The sequence below is a fragment of the Rhodococcus sp. NPDC003348 genome (assembly GCF_053589375.1).
Map to the genome: position 1 here is coordinate 60323 of NZ_JBSFRT010000004.1, position 14448 is coordinate 74770.

Annotated in this window: 15 protein-coding genes; 9 read left to right on the plus strand and 6 right to left on the minus strand. The window is 70.6% G+C overall.

From position 1 onward, the window contains the following. Window positions 1-6 precede the first annotated feature (6 nt). Both ACWDU4_RS03790 and ACWDU4_RS03795 read right to left on the minus strand, forming a co-directional pair. A complete protein-coding gene (locus ACWDU4_RS03790) occupies window positions 7-852 on the minus strand; it encodes an SMP-30/gluconolactonase/LRE family protein (RefSeq protein WP_450112515.1) in 846 nt (281 codons plus the stop codon). A 122-nt stretch (window positions 853-974) separates the two neighbouring features. Next, window positions 975-1598 (minus strand): superoxide dismutase, encoded by a 624-nt coding sequence (locus ACWDU4_RS03795; RefSeq protein ID WP_450112516.1) that lies wholly within the window; start codon window positions 1596-1598, stop codon window positions 975-977. Window positions 1599-1813: 215 nt separating this feature from the next. On the opposite strand from ACWDU4_RS03795, the gene ACWDU4_RS03800 reads away from it, so the two are divergent. The 3 genes from ACWDU4_RS03800 (at window position 1814) to ACWDU4_RS03810 (ending at window position 4361) form a co-directional block, all read left to right on the plus strand. Beyond that, window positions 1814-2962: an acyltransferase family protein gene (locus tag ACWDU4_RS03800; protein WP_450112650.1), complete on the plus strand. Its 1149-nt coding sequence runs from the start codon at window positions 1814-1816 to the stop codon at window positions 2960-2962. Window positions 2963-2971: 9 nt separating this feature from the next. Then, a complete protein-coding gene (gene msrA / locus ACWDU4_RS03805; RefSeq protein WP_450112517.1) occupies window positions 2972-3640 on the plus strand; it encodes a peptide-methionine (S)-S-oxide reductase MsrA in 669 nt (222 codons plus the stop codon). Between the two features lie 124 nt (window positions 3641-3764). Continuing rightward, window positions 3765-4361 (plus strand): Rv1733c family protein, encoded by a 597-nt coding sequence (locus ACWDU4_RS03810; RefSeq protein ID WP_450112518.1) that lies wholly within the window; start codon window positions 3765-3767, stop codon window positions 4359-4361. Between the two features lie 86 nt (window positions 4362-4447). Here ACWDU4_RS03810 and ACWDU4_RS03815 read toward each other — a convergent pair whose 3' ends face one another. Beyond that, complete coding sequence (locus tag ACWDU4_RS03815; RefSeq protein WP_450112519.1) at window positions 4448-5377, minus strand: LLM class F420-dependent oxidoreductase; 930 nt, start codon at window positions 5375-5377, stop codon at window positions 4448-4450. Window positions 5378-5719: 342 nt separating this feature from the next. On the opposite strand from ACWDU4_RS03815, the gene ACWDU4_RS03820 reads away from it, so the two are divergent. The 4 genes from ACWDU4_RS03820 to ACWDU4_RS03835 all read left to right on the plus strand — a co-directional run bounded on the left by ACWDU4_RS03820 (window position 5720) and on the right by ACWDU4_RS03835 (window position 8697). Next, window positions 5720-6061 carry a rhodanese-like domain-containing protein gene (locus ACWDU4_RS03820; protein WP_450112520.1) on the plus strand — a complete coding sequence of 114 codons (342 nt, stop codon included), beginning with the start codon at window positions 5720-5722 and terminating at the stop codon, window positions 6059-6061. Then, a complete protein-coding gene (locus ACWDU4_RS03825; protein WP_450112521.1) occupies window positions 6062-6967 on the plus strand; it encodes a DUF4328 domain-containing protein in 906 nt (301 codons plus the stop codon). It abuts the gene before it with no gap. Next, the gene (locus ACWDU4_RS03830) at window positions 6964-7719 is read left to right on the plus strand and encodes a glycerophosphodiester phosphodiesterase (protein WP_450112522.1); all 756 of its coding nucleotides are present in this window, start codon (window positions 6964-6966) and stop codon (window positions 7717-7719) included. Before ACWDU4_RS03825 ends, ACWDU4_RS03830 begins: the two co-directional genes overlap by 4 nt. A 63-nt stretch (window positions 7720-7782) precedes the next feature. Then, window positions 7783-8697, plus strand: coding sequence for a DUF5926 family protein (locus tag ACWDU4_RS03835; RefSeq protein WP_450112523.1), 915 nt, complete (start codon window positions 7783-7785; stop codon window positions 8695-8697). A gap of 59 nt (window positions 8698-8756) precedes the next feature. On the opposite strand, the gene ACWDU4_RS03840 is transcribed toward ACWDU4_RS03835, so the two are convergent. Genes ACWDU4_RS03840 through ACWDU4_RS03850 form a run of 3 tightly spaced genes read right to left on the minus strand, consistent with a single transcriptional unit; the run spans window position 8757 to window position 11685 of the window. Beyond that, complete coding sequence (locus ACWDU4_RS03840; RefSeq protein ID WP_450112524.1) at window positions 8757-9380, minus strand: LutC/YkgG family protein; 624 nt, start codon at window positions 9378-9380, stop codon at window positions 8757-8759. After that, on the minus strand, window positions 9377-10933 hold the full coding sequence (locus tag ACWDU4_RS03845) for a LutB/LldF family L-lactate oxidation iron-sulfur protein (protein ID WP_450112525.1): 1557 nt from the start codon (window positions 10931-10933) through the stop codon (window positions 9377-9379). Before ACWDU4_RS03845 ends, ACWDU4_RS03840 begins: the two co-directional genes overlap by 4 nt. Then, window positions 10930-11685: a (Fe-S)-binding protein gene (locus tag ACWDU4_RS03850; RefSeq protein ID WP_450112526.1), complete on the minus strand. Its 756-nt coding sequence runs from the start codon at window positions 11683-11685 to the stop codon at window positions 10930-10932. Before ACWDU4_RS03850 ends, ACWDU4_RS03845 begins: the two co-directional genes overlap by 4 nt. Window positions 11686-11874: 189 nt before the next feature. Between ACWDU4_RS03850 and ACWDU4_RS03855 the strand changes: the two genes are divergently transcribed. Further along, the gene (locus ACWDU4_RS03855; RefSeq protein WP_450112527.1) at window positions 11875-13542 is read left to right on the plus strand and encodes an L-lactate permease; all 1668 of its coding nucleotides are present in this window, start codon (window positions 11875-11877) and stop codon (window positions 13540-13542) included. A gap of 181 nt (window positions 13543-13723) precedes the next feature. Continuing rightward, window positions 13724-14437 (plus strand): FadR/GntR family transcriptional regulator, encoded by a 714-nt coding sequence (locus tag ACWDU4_RS03860; RefSeq protein WP_450112528.1) that lies wholly within the window; start codon window positions 13724-13726, stop codon window positions 14435-14437. Window positions 14438-14448 lie beyond the last annotated feature (11 nt).

Below are 14448 nucleotides of genomic sequence, written 5' to 3' on the forward strand. Positions count from 1 at the left end.
GGTCGGTCAGAAACCGCGTCCCGGGACGCCGACCCGGAGCCGGAGCACCGCGCCCGCGAGGTCCCGGGCCGCGTCCTCCGGGACGGCGGTGCGGGCGGTACAGACGAACAGGTCGCGGCCGTCGTCGCCGCCCAATGCGACGGAGTACGGACCGTGCACGGTCAGTCGCTCGGTGACCGATCCGTCGGCGTCGAACCGCACCACCTCGCCGGTGCTCGGGGAGACCACCCAGATGCCGTCCTCGGCGTCGATCGCGAGCCCCTCCGGCTGCGCGGCCTCGTCGAACTCGGCGAACACCCGCTGCTGCTCCAGGCTGCCGTCCGGCGCAATCGTGAACGCCGTGAGCCGCGGCGGGACCGCGCGACTCTCCGCGACGGTCAGGGTGGCGCCGTCCGCGCTGACCACCATGCCGCCGGTGCAGGTCAACGAGCACGCGACGTCGTGCACCGTGCCGTCGGGTTCGACCATCGCCAGGTCGGCGGTCGACGCGGGCGCGTCGTCGTCGCCGCGGCTGCCGACGTACGCGCGACCGTCGGGGCCCACCTGGATGTCGGCGAGGCGGCGGGTGGTGACGCCGGCGAGGTCGGCGTGCACGATCACGGCGCCGTCGACCTCGCGGCGCAGCAACAGTTGGTCGTGGCTGGAGGCGATCAGCAGGCGCCCGTCCGGCAGGAATCCCAGCCCGGCGGGCAGCCCGGGGACTTCGGCGACTGTGTTCAGGGCGCCGGTGACGGGATCGAACGCCAGCACCGTGCCCGAGAAGTGATCCGAGAACCAGAGGTGACCGGCGTGCCACTGCGCGCCCACCGGGAAGGCGAGCCCGTCGACGAGTGTGTCCACCGTCACGGTCACCACTTCACGATACGACCGTGGGCGGCGAATGGACCCCCCGAACCCGGACGCCCCCCCGGAAAAGCGGCGACGCCACACCCGGGAGACGGGTGCGGCGTCGCCGCGCGATGCGTAGTCGCAGGTCAGGCGATCAGACCGGCGGTGGCGGTGCGGGCCTTCTCGAAGCGCGCGGCGACGTCCGCCCAGTTCACGATGTTCCAGAATGCCTTGACGTAGTCGCCCTTGACGTTCTGGTAGTCGAGGTAGAAGGCGTGCTCCCACATGTCGAGCATGAGCAGCGGGGTCAGGCCGATGGAGATGTTGCCCTGCTGGTCGTACAGCTGGACGATGATCAGCCGCTGACCGATCGAGTCCCAGGCCAGGATGGACCAGCCGGAGCCCTGGATGGCGTTGGCGTTGGCCGAGAAGTGGCTGCGGAACGCGTCGAAGCTGCCGAACTGGTCGTCGATCGCGGCGGCCAGCTCGCCCTCCGGCTTGTCGCCACCGTTCGGGGACAGGTTGTTCCAGAAGACCGTGTGGTTGGTGTGGCCACCGAGGTGGAAGGCGAGGTTCTTCTCGTGCAGGTTCACCACGGGGGCGAGGGCGTCGGCCTCACGGAGCTCGGCGAGCTTCTCGAGGGCGGTGTTGGCGCCGGCGACGTACGCGGCGTGGTGCTTGTCGTGGTGCAGCTCCATGATCTTGCCGGAGATGTGCGGCTCGAGGGCGGCGTAGTCGTAGGGCAGTTCAGGCAGCGTGTAGACAGACACTTCGGTCCCTTCCTTACGGGCGCGGGTTACGCCCGGCGTGTACCTTCTTTTGATCCTTGCTCGGGCTCTAACCCAAGCTCATTGGTACACCGTCCGCAATATTTGCCGTCACGCGCCCGGCCGTGTCGCCGCAGCCTGGGACCGCACGGAATTCGTCTCCAGGGTGAACGGAACCTTAATATCGGGTGGTGCCCGAGCCGACCGTCGAACCCGCCATGCGCGGGGTCGGCACCGCCGACGCGGCCCGGCGACTGCACTTCGGCGGTGCCGATCTGCTGCGGACCCTCGCGGTGCTGGCGGTCCTGTACTCGCACATCTCGTACTACCTGATCGACGATCTCGGCACCGGTTGGTGGCTGATCGACGGCGTCTACGACCTGTTCGTCAAGGGGCTACGACTGCATCAGCACCTGTCGTTCCTCGGCGTCGCGGTGTTCATGATGCTCACCGGGCTCCTGTTGACGGCGTCCGCCGCCCGCAACCATCCGGGCATGTTCCTGGTCAACCGGATCGGCCGGCTGCTGCCCGCGTTGTGGATCGCGATCGCGCTGGCGGTTCTGCTGGTCAAGCTCGGGATCAACGGCATGTTCAGCGGGCAGGACGGCGTGACGAACGGGCAGGCCGCGCTCAGCTTCGTGCTCGGCGGCTTCTTCCTCAAGCCCGAGGTCGCGGTGCTCGGGGTGACGTGGACGCTGGTCGTGCAGATCATCTTCTACCTGTACAGCGTCGCGACGCGGCCGCTGCTGCGCGTCGCGCCGGCCGCCGTCCCGGTCCTGGGCGCCGTGCTGTGCTGCGCGGTGCTCCTCTACAACCAGTACGTCCCGCAGCCGTATTCGGTGCCGATGCTCACCAAGGTGGCCGCCACCCTCCCTGCCGTGTTCATCGGCCAGATCATCTACATGGCGTGGACCGGCATGGCGAGCTGGCGCTGGCTGGTCGTCGCGGCCCTCGCGCAGGTCGAGGTGGTTCTCCTGGCCACCGACCTCCGCGCCTACTGGGCCGGTGACCGGTACCTGTGGACGATCGCGGTCGTCGCCGTCGCGGTGCTGACGCTGGCCCGCCACGACGGCCCGATCGCGCGCTGGTCGGTGATCCGGTGGACCGGCACCCGCAGCTACGCCATCTATCTGCTGCACACCCTGATCCTCTACCGCGCCTACGACTGGACCGTCGGACTGTTCGGCAAGACCGGCGCCGTCCTCGTGTTCCTGGCCGTCACCGCCGCCGCGGCCGAGCTGCTCTACCGGGCGGTGGAGGTCCCCGCCGGGCGGTGGGTCGGATCGGTGGCCTCCCGCGTCGGCGCACCGAAACCCGCCCCGGCACAGGCCGTGCGAGCCGAATCCGACGGTGCGGACCGCGCGTAGCATCGGGGCATGTCCTGGTTCGACGACATTCTCCGTCAGTCCGCCGCGAAGTCCGTGCTGATCACCGCCGATCAGGCGCTGCCCGGCCGGCCCAATCCGATGCGGGTGCCGGTCGCCCATCACGTGAACGGGCACACCCTCACCCCACCGTTCCCGGAGGGGTTGCAGACCGCGGTCGTGGGGATGGGGTGCTTCTGGGGTGCGGAGAAGGAGTTCTGGCAACTGGACGGCGTGTACAGCACCGCCGTCGGATACGCCGGCGGCTTCACCCCGAACCCCACCTACGAGGAGGTGTGCTCCGGCCGCACCGGGCACACCGAGGTGGTCCTCGTCGTCTTCGATCCGAAGGTGATCACGTACGCCGGAGTGCTGCAACAGTTCTGGGAGAACCACGATCCGACGCAGGGGATGCGCCAGGGCAACGACCGGGGCACCCAGTACCGCTCGGCGATCTACACAGTCGACGCCGCGCAGGCCGAGACGGCGCGCGGCACGGCCGCGGCGTTCGGCACGCGGCTGGCCGCCGCCGGCTACGGCGAGGTCACCACCGAGATCGCCCCGCTGGGCACCTTCTTCTACGCCGAGGCCTACCACCAGCAGTACCTGTCGAAGAATCCCGGCGGCTACTGCCCGGTGCACGCGACCGGCGTGAGCTGCCCGGTCGGGCTCGACGCCTGACACGGCGCGCCATGACAGTGACCCACCTCACATGTGATGGCGTCCTCGATGACTTGATCTTGTTCGAGACCGGGTCGACTCTGGAACGAGGGACCTGAACGGGCGACCAGGACGGGGGCGGGCGATGTGGCGGGACGCGTTCGGCTATGCCGCACTGACGCGGCGGTCGCTGCGCCGAGGTCACGATCCGTTGCGGCGGCGCTTCGACCGCCTAGAGGGCCTTCTCGCGGTCGGGTTGATCCTGTTGGCCGTCGTCCTGATTCCGCTGTCCGTGTGGCTCGGCAACCTCGCCGGTGACAGCCAGTCCGCCCTCGCCGAGCAGCAGGCGCGGGACTACCGCCAGGTCACCGCGACCACCGTCGCCGACGCGACCACCCGGTCGTTGCCCACGGACGGTGTGCCGGTCAGCGCCGACTCCGCCCCCGCCCGGTGGGTGGCGGCCGGCGGGGAGCACCGCGCGGAGGTGCCCGTCGACCCGGGGACCCGCGCCGGCACCGAGCTGACCATCTGGGTCGACGGCGACGGCAACCTTTCCGGCGCACCGATCACCGCGACCGCGGCGACCACCGGCGGCATCATCGTCGGCCTGTTCACCTGGACGTCGACCATGCTGATCGCCGCCTGCGGCTTCCTCGGCGCCCGCGCAGCGCTGAACCGGTACCGCGAGCGGGAGTGGAGCCGGCAGATCAGCGCCTTCCTGGGATCCGCGACCTCGCACTGACCGGCCCGCGTCCCCATCCACCGGTTCCCGAACGGCCCATTCGTTCGGTCCGAGTGAACGAATGGGCCGTTCGGGAGAACCCGGGGTCAGCCCAGCTGCGGCATGACCTCCGACGCGACCAGGTCCAGGTGGTCGAGGTCGTCGAGGTCGAGGGTCTGCAGGTAGACCCGGGAGGTCCCGAGTTCGCCGTAGCGACCGATCTTGTCGACGATCTCGGCGGGCGATCCGGCGAGACCGTTCGTGCGGAGCTCGTCGACCTCGCGGCCGATCGCGGCGGCGCGCCGTGCGATCTCGGCGTCGTCACGGCCGCAGCACAGCACCAGCGCGTTGGAGTACACCAGGTCGGCGGGATCCCGATCGATCGCGCGGCATGCCTCGCGGACCCGGTCGAACTGGGTCGCCGTCGCCTCCAGCGAACCGAACGGCAGGTTGAACTCGTCGGCGTAGCGCGCCGTGAGTGCGGGGGTGCGCTTGCGGCCGTTGCCACCGATCAGGATCGGCGGCCCGGGGTGCTGGTGCGGCTTCGGCAGCGCGGGGGAGTCGAGCACGCGGTGGTGGGCGCCGTCGTAGGAGAAGGTCTCACCGAGCGGCGTCTTCCACATGCCGGTGATCACGGCGAGGGTGTCCTCGAGTCGGTCGAAACGCTCCTTGAGTGGGGGGAACGGGATGCCGTAGGCGAGGTGCTCCTCCTCGTACCAGCCGGCGCCGATGCCGAGGTCGACGCGGCCGCCGCTCATCGCGTCGACCTGCGCCACGGAGATCGCCAACGGTCCGGGGTGACGGAAGGTCGCGGAGGTGACGAGGGTGCCGAGCCGGATGGTCGACGTCTCGCGGGCGATGCCGGCGAGCGTGATCCACGCATCCGTGGGACCCGGCAGGCCCTCGGTGTTCATCGCGAGGTAGTGGTCGGAACGGAAGAACGCGCCGTAGCCGGCCTGTTCGGCGGCCTGCGCGACGCGGAGCAACTGTTCGTAGGTCGCGCCCTGCTGTGGTTCGGTGAAGATTCGCAGTTCCATGACTGTCAACTGTGCCCCATCACCGATCGGCCCGCTCCACTCGTAGCGTTGTGCACTATCTGTGGACTGGGTTGTGGAAACTGTGGATAACCCGGTGCATAACCTGTGGTGCGTGTCACAAAATGTCGCTCTTCGGCCGGATTCGCTGTGGAAAACACGGCCGGGGCCATCCATAGGCTGTGGAATTCGCCCTGGGGATCAACCCGCGACCGAGCGGTTGGGGAATCGCGCGGACGCCGCCCGCACGCCGTCACGGCGACCGTTGGGCGCCTTCGGCGGTTCCTCGCCACCTGTGCGAGGTGCTCCGCTGCCGCGCCGAGCGGGACGTGACACTATCGAGTTGTGAGCTTCGGTGACGTTCCCTCGATCCCCGTCTCGGAGGTGCCGGTGCCGGACGCCGGATCGGTGCTGCTCGACATCCGGGAGGACGACGAGTGGGCGGACGGTCATGCGCCGGACGCCCTGCACATTCCGATGGTCGACGTGCCCGCCCGGCGGGACGAGATCGACATCGACGCCGAGGTCTACGTGGTGTGCCGGTCCGGTGGCCGGTCGGTCGCCGTCGTCGAGTACCTCAACGACGCCGGGTTCGACGCGTTCAGCGTCACCGGCGGAATGGTGGCCTGGCAGAAGTCCGGTCGACCGCTGGTCGCGGACGACGACAGGGCGGCGAAGATCTACTAGATGAGCGCCGTCCAGGTCTGTGTCCGCTGCGCCGCCCGCTGGCCCGTCGTGGGCGCGCCCGCCCAGTGGTGCCCGGGATGCCGCGGCGTGCTGCTCTCGCCGACGCGGCCCGGACGACCGGAACCGCCCTCGCGCCGCAACTTCCGGTGGGTGGCCCGCCGACCCGAGGGCGCCCGGCCACCGGCCTCGGACCGCGCGACGATCGCCGACCGCACGCCGTCCTACCAGCAGGTGCCGAGGTGGGGTCTGCTGGACCCGGAGCCGGCAGAGACCGAGACGGCGCCCAGCCGCACCGAGCGGCTCGCCGAACTCGCCCCGACCCTGCTCGTTGCCGCCGCCGTGCTGTTCCTGGCCGGGGCGGCGGTGGAACTGCTGCGCTATGTCCTGTTGCTGCGCAACCGGACCACGCTGATCTCGCCCACGCTGCTCGCGATCTCCGACGGACTCGTCTTCACGGCCGGTGTGATGGCGCCGCTGGTGGCGTTCGCCGCCGCGGCCGCCGCGGTCGCCTGGCTGCTCGGTGCCCGCCGGTCCGCCTGGGGACGGCTCGGACGCACCGATCCGCGCTCGCCCTCGGCGATCGCGTTCGGCTGCCTGGTGCCGGTGGTGAACCTGGTGTGGCCGGGGGTGTTCCTGACCGAGCTCGCCTCCGCGGAAACCCGGATCCGGTCGCTGGTGCGGGTGTGGTGGGCGACGTGGGCGCTCGGCGGCGTCCTGTTGATCGTCAGCGTCGCGTGGCGCTCCCACGACTCGCTGCAGGCCCGGGCGAACGGCGTCCTGCTGGCGGTGCTGGTGAATCTGGTGGCGGCCGCGGTCGCGGTCCTGACGCTGATGGTGACGCGGCGCATCGACGGTCTCGACCTCGGGGGTCGGCCGCGAACCGGGACCCGGTGGGTGGCGGCATGAGCCCGGACCGGAGGGGACCACTCGTCGTCGCGCACCGCGGAGCGTCCGCCGCCCGACCCGAACACACCCTCGCCGCCTACGAACTCGCGCTGGCGCAGGGCGCGGACGGGCTCGAGTGCGATGTCCGGCTGACCCGGGACGGGCACCTGGTGTGCGTGCACGACCGCACCGTCGACCGCACCTCGTCGGGGTCGGGCGTGGTCAGTGAGATGACCCTCCAGCACCTGTCGACGCTGGAGTTCGGCGGCAACGGGGAGCAGGTGCTCACCCTCGCGGAACTGATCACCCTCGTCCTCGACCACCCCGCGCCGACCAAACTGTTCATCGAGACCAAACATCCCGTCCGCTACGGCGGTCTCGTCGAGAGCAAGGTACTCGCCGAACTCTCCCGTTTCGGGCTGTCCGCCCCCGCCTCCGCGGACCATTCCCGGGCGGTGGTGATGTCGTTCTCGGCGGCCGCGGTGTGGCGGATCCGGCGGGCGGCGCCGCTGCTGCCGACGGTGCTGCTCGGGGAGTCGTCCCGGTACCTCGGCGGCGGCGCCGCGACCACCGTCGGCGCGACTGCGGTGGGCCCGTCGATCCGGACGCTGCGCGAGCACCCCGAGATCGTCGACCGGGCCGCCGCGGCGGGCCGTGCCACGTACTGCTGGACGGTGGACGAGCGCGACGACGTCGAACTGTGCCGCGACCTCGGCGTCGGGTGGGTCGCGACGAACCACCCGGGGCGCACCAAGGCCTGGCTGGCGGGCTGATCACCGGCCCCGGGAAACGCAGGTCGACTCGTGGACGCGCCCGGTGCGTGTAGGTTTCCCGACGTGGGTAAGAGCAAAAGAAACAGTGGTCCGAAGCCGGGAAGCAACCGCGCCGCCAAGCTCGCCGAGCGGCGTGCCGCGCAGGAGGCCACCGCGTCGACCGCGGTGCCGCGTCCGTTCGAGGGCCTCGCGGCCGAGTGCGACCTGATCGCGCTGCGCGAGTTCGTCCCGTCCGCGACGGCGCCGCTGCCGATGTCGTCGGGCGAGCGCCCGGTCGTCGTCGCGACGGTGCTGCCCGGTGCGGTCGCGGCCCTCGTTCGCGACGAGGAGAACGCCGCAACCGGCTTCGTCGGCCTGCAGGTGCAGGTGCAGTCCCCGGACCTGGCGGCCGACCTGGGCACGGCCGCCGCGTGGGCACAGGCGGCGACGCCGGGTGAGTCGCTGACCGCGGCGAACCCGCAGCCGGACGGGCCGCGCCTGGCCGACGTGATCGACCCGGCCGCGGCGCTGGACATCACCGTCCACCAGGACTTCAACTGGTGGATCCCGGAGGGTGTCACCCCGGCGCCGGAGGTCGCGGCGACCGTCGAGCAGGCGAACTCGGTGATCATGCCGTCGGCGCGCTTGGAGGCGGACGGCGTCGTCGCCGCGTGGTGGGTGGACGCCGGCGAGAAGGCGCACCTGCGGTGGGTGCGGCCCGAGGACGAGGACCAGTTGATGCTGGCGCTGGCCCGCGTGCACGCCGCCGGTGGCCTGCACCTCGGTGAGGGGTCCCGCTACGCCGGGTCGTTCCGCACGCACGGCCTGCTGGTGCCGGTGTTCGACCTCGATCCCGAGAAGCATGCCCAGGAGTGGGCGGCCGCGACCGCGGAGCTCGGTGACCGCCTGGCCCAGGCCCTCGCCGTCGACGCGCCCCTGAACTCCGACGAGCGCCGCGCGCGCGACGGCCTGCGCGGCCGCCAGGTCACGCTGCGATAGGCGGCTCCGCCGCCCGTGAGTCCTTTTGGGGGCCAGAAGGACTCACGGGCGCGCAGCGCCTATTCGACGATCACGACGTGCAGGTTGCGGGGGCCGTGCACGCCCTCGACCCGTTCGAGCTCGATGTCGGAGGTGGCGGACGGTCCGCTGATCATCGTCGTCGGCCGCTCGGGCACCAGCCGGGCCAGCGCCTCCGGCACCCCGACTTCGACGCTGTCCGCCGGGACCACGCATACGTGCACGTCCGGCACCAGGGTCAGCGCGCGCCGGCCCTGGTCGGCGCTGCCGTCGAGGAAGATCGTGCCGGTCTCCGCGCAGGTGACGGTGGACGCCGTCAGGACTGCGTCGAGGCCCGACAGCTGCGGAGCCGGGACGTCCGAGGAGTCCACGACCACCTCGCCCGAAAATCCCGTGAGCCACGAATCGTCCAGTCCGGCAGGCACTCCGACGCGGCCTGCACCGATCCCGTCCAGTACCTGCGCGACTGTGCCGGGCAGCTCGGCCGGGGTGCAGCGGTGCACGTGCGCCTTGTAGTCGACGAGCCGGTCCACCAGCAGGTCGATTCGCTCGGCGTCGGGCATCGTGCGGCCGGTCCGGTACTCGCGCGGAACCTGCTGTGGCGCAGGCGGGGCCAGTGTCTGCGCGTCCCGGATCCGCGCCAGGATGGTCTCCCGCGCGCTCATCGGTCCGCCTCCGGCCGTGCGTTCGGGCTCGCGTCGGCGATCGCGGCGCGGCCCTCCTCGGACTCCCACCACTGCCGGAACGTCTGCTTCGGCGGTGCCGGGATGTCACGGGCCGCGGTCCATCCGTTCAGCGGCGGCGGCAGTGTCGAGATCCTGCCCTTCTTCCCGGCGGCCAACCGGCCGAGTCCGGCGGCCTTCTGCGCCAACGTGAATCGCCGCGGGGAGCTCATCGCGACGGACGCCGCCTTCATCGCGACCCGCTCTACCGTCATGCCGGCCTTCTCCACCTTCTGGTGCCGCAGTTCGACCAGCAGCGACGGGATGTCGATCTTGACCGGGCACGCGTCGAAGCAGGCGCCGCACAGGCTGGACGCGAACGGCAGGGTGGCGTTCGGGTCGTCGGGGGCGTCCATCCCGGCCAGCTGCGGGGTGAGCACCGCTCCGATAGGCCCGGGATAGGTGGAGCCGTAGGCGTGCCCGCCGGTGCGTTCGTACACGGGGCACACGTTCAGGCAGGCCGAGCAGCGGATGCAGTGCAGCGCCTGCCTGCCGATCTCGTCGGCCAGGGCGGCGGTGCGGCCGTTGTCGAGCAGCACCAGGTGGAACGACTGCGGTCCGTCGCCGGGGGTGACGCCCGTCCACATCGACGTGTACGGGTTCATCCGCTCACCCGTCGACGAGCGGGGCAGCAGTTGCAGGAACACCTCCAGGTCGGCGAACCGGGGGAGCACCTTCTCGATGCCCATCACGGTGATCAGCGTCTGCGGCATGGTCAGGCACATGCGCCCGTTGCCCTCGGATTCGACGACGCCGAGGGTGCCGGTCTCGGCGATCCCGAAGTTCGCACCCGACACCGCGACGGGAACCGTCATGAACTTGTGCCGCAGGAACTTCCGTGCCGCGGCCGCGAGATGCGCGGGCTCGGAATCGAGGTCGGGGTCGACGTCGGCCATCTCGCGCAGGAAGATCTCGCGGATCTCCGACCGGTTGCGGTGGATGGCGGGCACGAGGATGTGCGAGGGCTTGTCGTGGCCGAGCTGGACGATCAGCTCCGCGAGATCGGTCTCGTAGGCGGTGATGCCCTGCGTCTCGAGGTGCTCGTTGAGCTCGATCTCCTGGGTGGCCATCGACTTGACCTTGATGACCTCGGTCGAGCCGGTCGCACGGATCAGGTCGGTGACGATGGCGTTCGCCTCGACCGCGTCCGCGGCCCAGTGCACGACGCCGCCGCGCGCCACGACCGCGGCCTCGAGCTGCTCGAGCAGCTCCGGCAGCCGGTTCATCACCTCGGTCTTGATCGCGGAGCCGCTGTCGCGCAATGCCTCCCAGTCCGGGAGCTCGCCGGTGACCTTCAGTCGCTTGGCCCGGATGGTGTGGGTGGCCTTGCCGATGTTTCGGCGCAGTTGCGCATTGGCGAGTTCGTGGTGTGCGGCCTTCGGGAACGGCTCGGTGCCACGCAGGAACCCGACGCCCTGCGGGGCGCGGGGTGGGACGGCGGGCAGTCCGAGTCCGACGCGTCGGCCCGAGTCTCCGAGGTTGGCGGTGGAGCTCATGCCGGGGTCACCTCCTTCGGTTCGACGGACGCCAGGATCTCGGCGAGATGGATGGTGCGGGTGCCCATCTGCAGCCGCGACATGCCGCCGCCGATGTGCATCAGGCAGGACGAGTCACCGGCGCACAGGGATTCGGCGCCCGTGGACGCGACGTTGCGGATCTTGTCGGCGAGCATCGCGGTGGAGGTCTCAGCGTTCTTGATCGCGAAGGTGCCGCCGAATCCGCAGCAGGAGTCGGCTTCCGGCAGTTCGACGAGGTCGATGTCGCGCACCGCGCGCAGCAGCCGCAGCGGCTTGTCGCCGACCCGCAGCATCCGCAGTGAGTGGCAGGTGGGGTGGTAGGTGACCCGGTGCGGGAACCAGGCGCCGACGTCGGTCACGCCGAGGACGTCGACCAGCAGTTCGGACAGCTCGTAGGTCTTGGTCTTGACCGTCTCCACCCGCTCGCGCAGCGCGGTCGAGCCGTAGCGGGCGGCGACGATCTCGTGCTGGTGCCGGACCGAGCCGACGCAGGATCCCGACGGGGCGACGACCGCGTCGAAGGACGCGTCCCCGAACTCGTCGGCGTAGTTCGTCACCAGCGGCAGTGCGTCCGGCTGGTAGCCGGTGTTGACGTGCATCTGCCCGCAGCAGGTCTGGCCGGGCGGGAACACCACGTCGTGCCCGAGCCGGGTCAGGAGCAGGGCGGTGGCCTTGGCCGCGTTCGGGAACATCGTGTCCCCGATGCAGGTCGCGAACAGCGCGATTCGCATGTGGATCTCCGCAATCGTCGATGTGGTCAGACCACAGTAACCCACGGTCAGCGCGATTTCGCAAGATTCGCTCCGAACTCGGCTCAGGTCTCGATTGTGACCGGGGTCATGGTGTACCTTGCTGTGGTCTGACCACACAGTCGACGTCGAAATCCGCCGCGACCTGCGGCACCATCACAGGAGTTACATGTGGCTACCGACCACCTGGCGGTGACCTTCACCCCGGCCACCGACGCCGTCGCGCACAACCTGACCGCGTCGGCGCTCGTCGGCCTGACCCCGCTGCTGACGTTCTTCGTGCTGCTCGCCGGCTTCAAGCTCAAGGCCTGGTACTCGGGCCTCGGTGCGCTCGCGGTCGCGGCGGTGGTCGCGATCGTCGGGTTCTCGATGCCGGTCTCGCTCACCGCGCTGTCGGCGCTGCAGGGCATCGCCTTCGGCCTCTTCCCGGTCATGTGGATCGTGGTCACCGCGATCTGGTTCTACGAACTGACCGTCGTCAGCGGCCGGTTCGAGGATCTGCGCCGGGTGTTCAACTCCATCGGTCGCGGCGACATGCGCGTGCAGGCGATGCTCATCGCGTTCTGCTTCGGCGGCATGCTCGAGGCGCTCGCAGGCTTCGGTGCCCCGGTCGCGATCACCGGCGCGATGCTGATCGCGCTCGGGATGCCGCCGATCCGGGCGGCCGTGACCGTCCTGGTCGCCAACACCGCGCCGGTTGCGTTCGGGGCCATGGCGATTCCGATCACCACCGCCGGCAACCTGACCGGCATCCCGGCCACCGACATCGCCGCCGTCGTCGGCCGCCAGACCCCGCTGCTGGCGCTGTTCGTGCCGCTGCTGCTGTTGTTCCTGGTCGACGGCCGGCGGGGCGTGCGGCAGGTCTGGCCGATCGCCCTGGTCACCGGTGCGGTATTCGCGTTCGCCCAGTTCTGGTGCTCGAGCCACTTCTCGTACGAGCTCACCGACGTCGTCGCCTCCCTCGCCGGTCTCGGTGCCGCGGTGCTCATGCTGCGCTTCTGGGGCCCGGCCACCCCGGACGACCAGCGCTCGCACGTCGAACCGGAACCGCTCGGCCCGTCGCGCGTGGTGCTCGCGTTGATGCCGTACCTGCTGGTCGTCGTCGTGTTCGGTGTCGCCAAGCTGTGGACCGTCGGGTTCGACCTGCCGACCTGGCTGTCCGGCACCGACCGCAAGGTGCACTGGCCCGGCCTGTACGGCAACCTGCTCACCGGCAGCGGCGACCCCGCGTCCAGCGCGGTCTACACGTTCTCGTGGCTGTCGAACCCGGGCACCCTGCTGCTGCTCTGCGGTCTGGTCGTGACCGCGGTGTACACCCTGGTCGACAGCGGCGGCCGGTTCCCGATGACGTTCGGCGCCGCGGCGACCACGTTCGGCCACACCCTGGTGAAGATGCGGCTGTCGATCGCCACCGTCGCGACCGTGCTCGGCCTGAGCTACGTGATGAACCAGTCCGGGCAGACCGTCGCGATCGGCACCTGGCTCGCCGGGACGGGCGCCGTCTTCGCGTTCTTCTCGCCGATCCTCGGCTGGCTCGGGACCGCCGTCACCGGCTCCGACACCTCGGCGAACGCCCTGTTCGCGAAGCTGCAGCAGACCGCAGGCCAGCACGCCGGCATCGACCCGACGCTGCTGGTCGCGGCGAACACCTCCGGTGGCGTCGTCGGCAAGCTGGTCAGCCCGCAGAACCTGACCATCGCGGCGACCGCCGTCGGGCAGGCGGGCAGCGAACCGGTGCTCCTGCGCAAGGTGATCGGGTACAGCCTCGGCATGCTGCTGATCCTGTGCACGCTGGTGTACCTGCAGTCCACGCCGGTGCTGGGTTGGATGCTGCCGTGAGGACAGGGCGTGTCTCCCAATCCCCGTTTCGGCGCTCCTGGCGCCCAACCGCCGCCCCGCTGCGTTGTCGTCGGCGCCGATACAACCCCGGTATCGGCTTCTCCTCCGCCTTGCCGGACGACGATCGTTTCGCCAGGTGCATCCGAGAGGGATCGGGCGACACGCCCTAGGCTGACGTCTCATGTCCGCACAGCCGTCACCCGAAGCCAGCCCCCGCGCCTGGGAGCAGGTGCTGGCGCGGCTCGAGCACATGCTCGTCGCCGGGGAGGTGCGCCCCGGTCAGCGCCTGCCCGGCGAGCGGGTGCTGGCCGCGGACCTCGGCGTCGGACGCTCGTCGGTGCGGGAGGCGCTGCGCGTGATGGAGGCGTTGGGTCTGCTGCGCGCGCAGACCGGCTCTGGCCCGAACGCGGGCGCGATGATCGTCTCCCGGCCCACCGGCGGGATGTCGATGCTGATGCGGATGCAGGTTGCCGCGCAAGGATTTCCGGTGTCCGATGTGGTGCAGACCCGCCTCGTCCTCGAATCGGAGGTGATGCGGACGCTGGCCGCGCGGCGTCCGGCGCCGGATCTCGCGCCCGCCGTCGAACTGCTCGACTCGATGGACGACGAGACGCTCTCCGCGACCGAGTTCCTGATCCTCGACTCCCAGTTCCACGTCGCACTGGCCGACGCGGCGGGGAACCAGGTGATCGCGGCGATGATGACGGGCCTGCGCGAGTCGATCGAGTCGTACGTCGTCGGCGGCGTGGACGCGACGGCGTGGCCGACCACCTGCACCCGGCTGCGGCACGAGCACCGGGGCCTGGTCGAGGCCGTCGAGGCGGGCGATCCGCAGCTGGCCGAACGCCGGATCCTCGACCACATCCGCGGCTACTACGAGGGCATGGGCGCGTAGGCAGCGGAGCT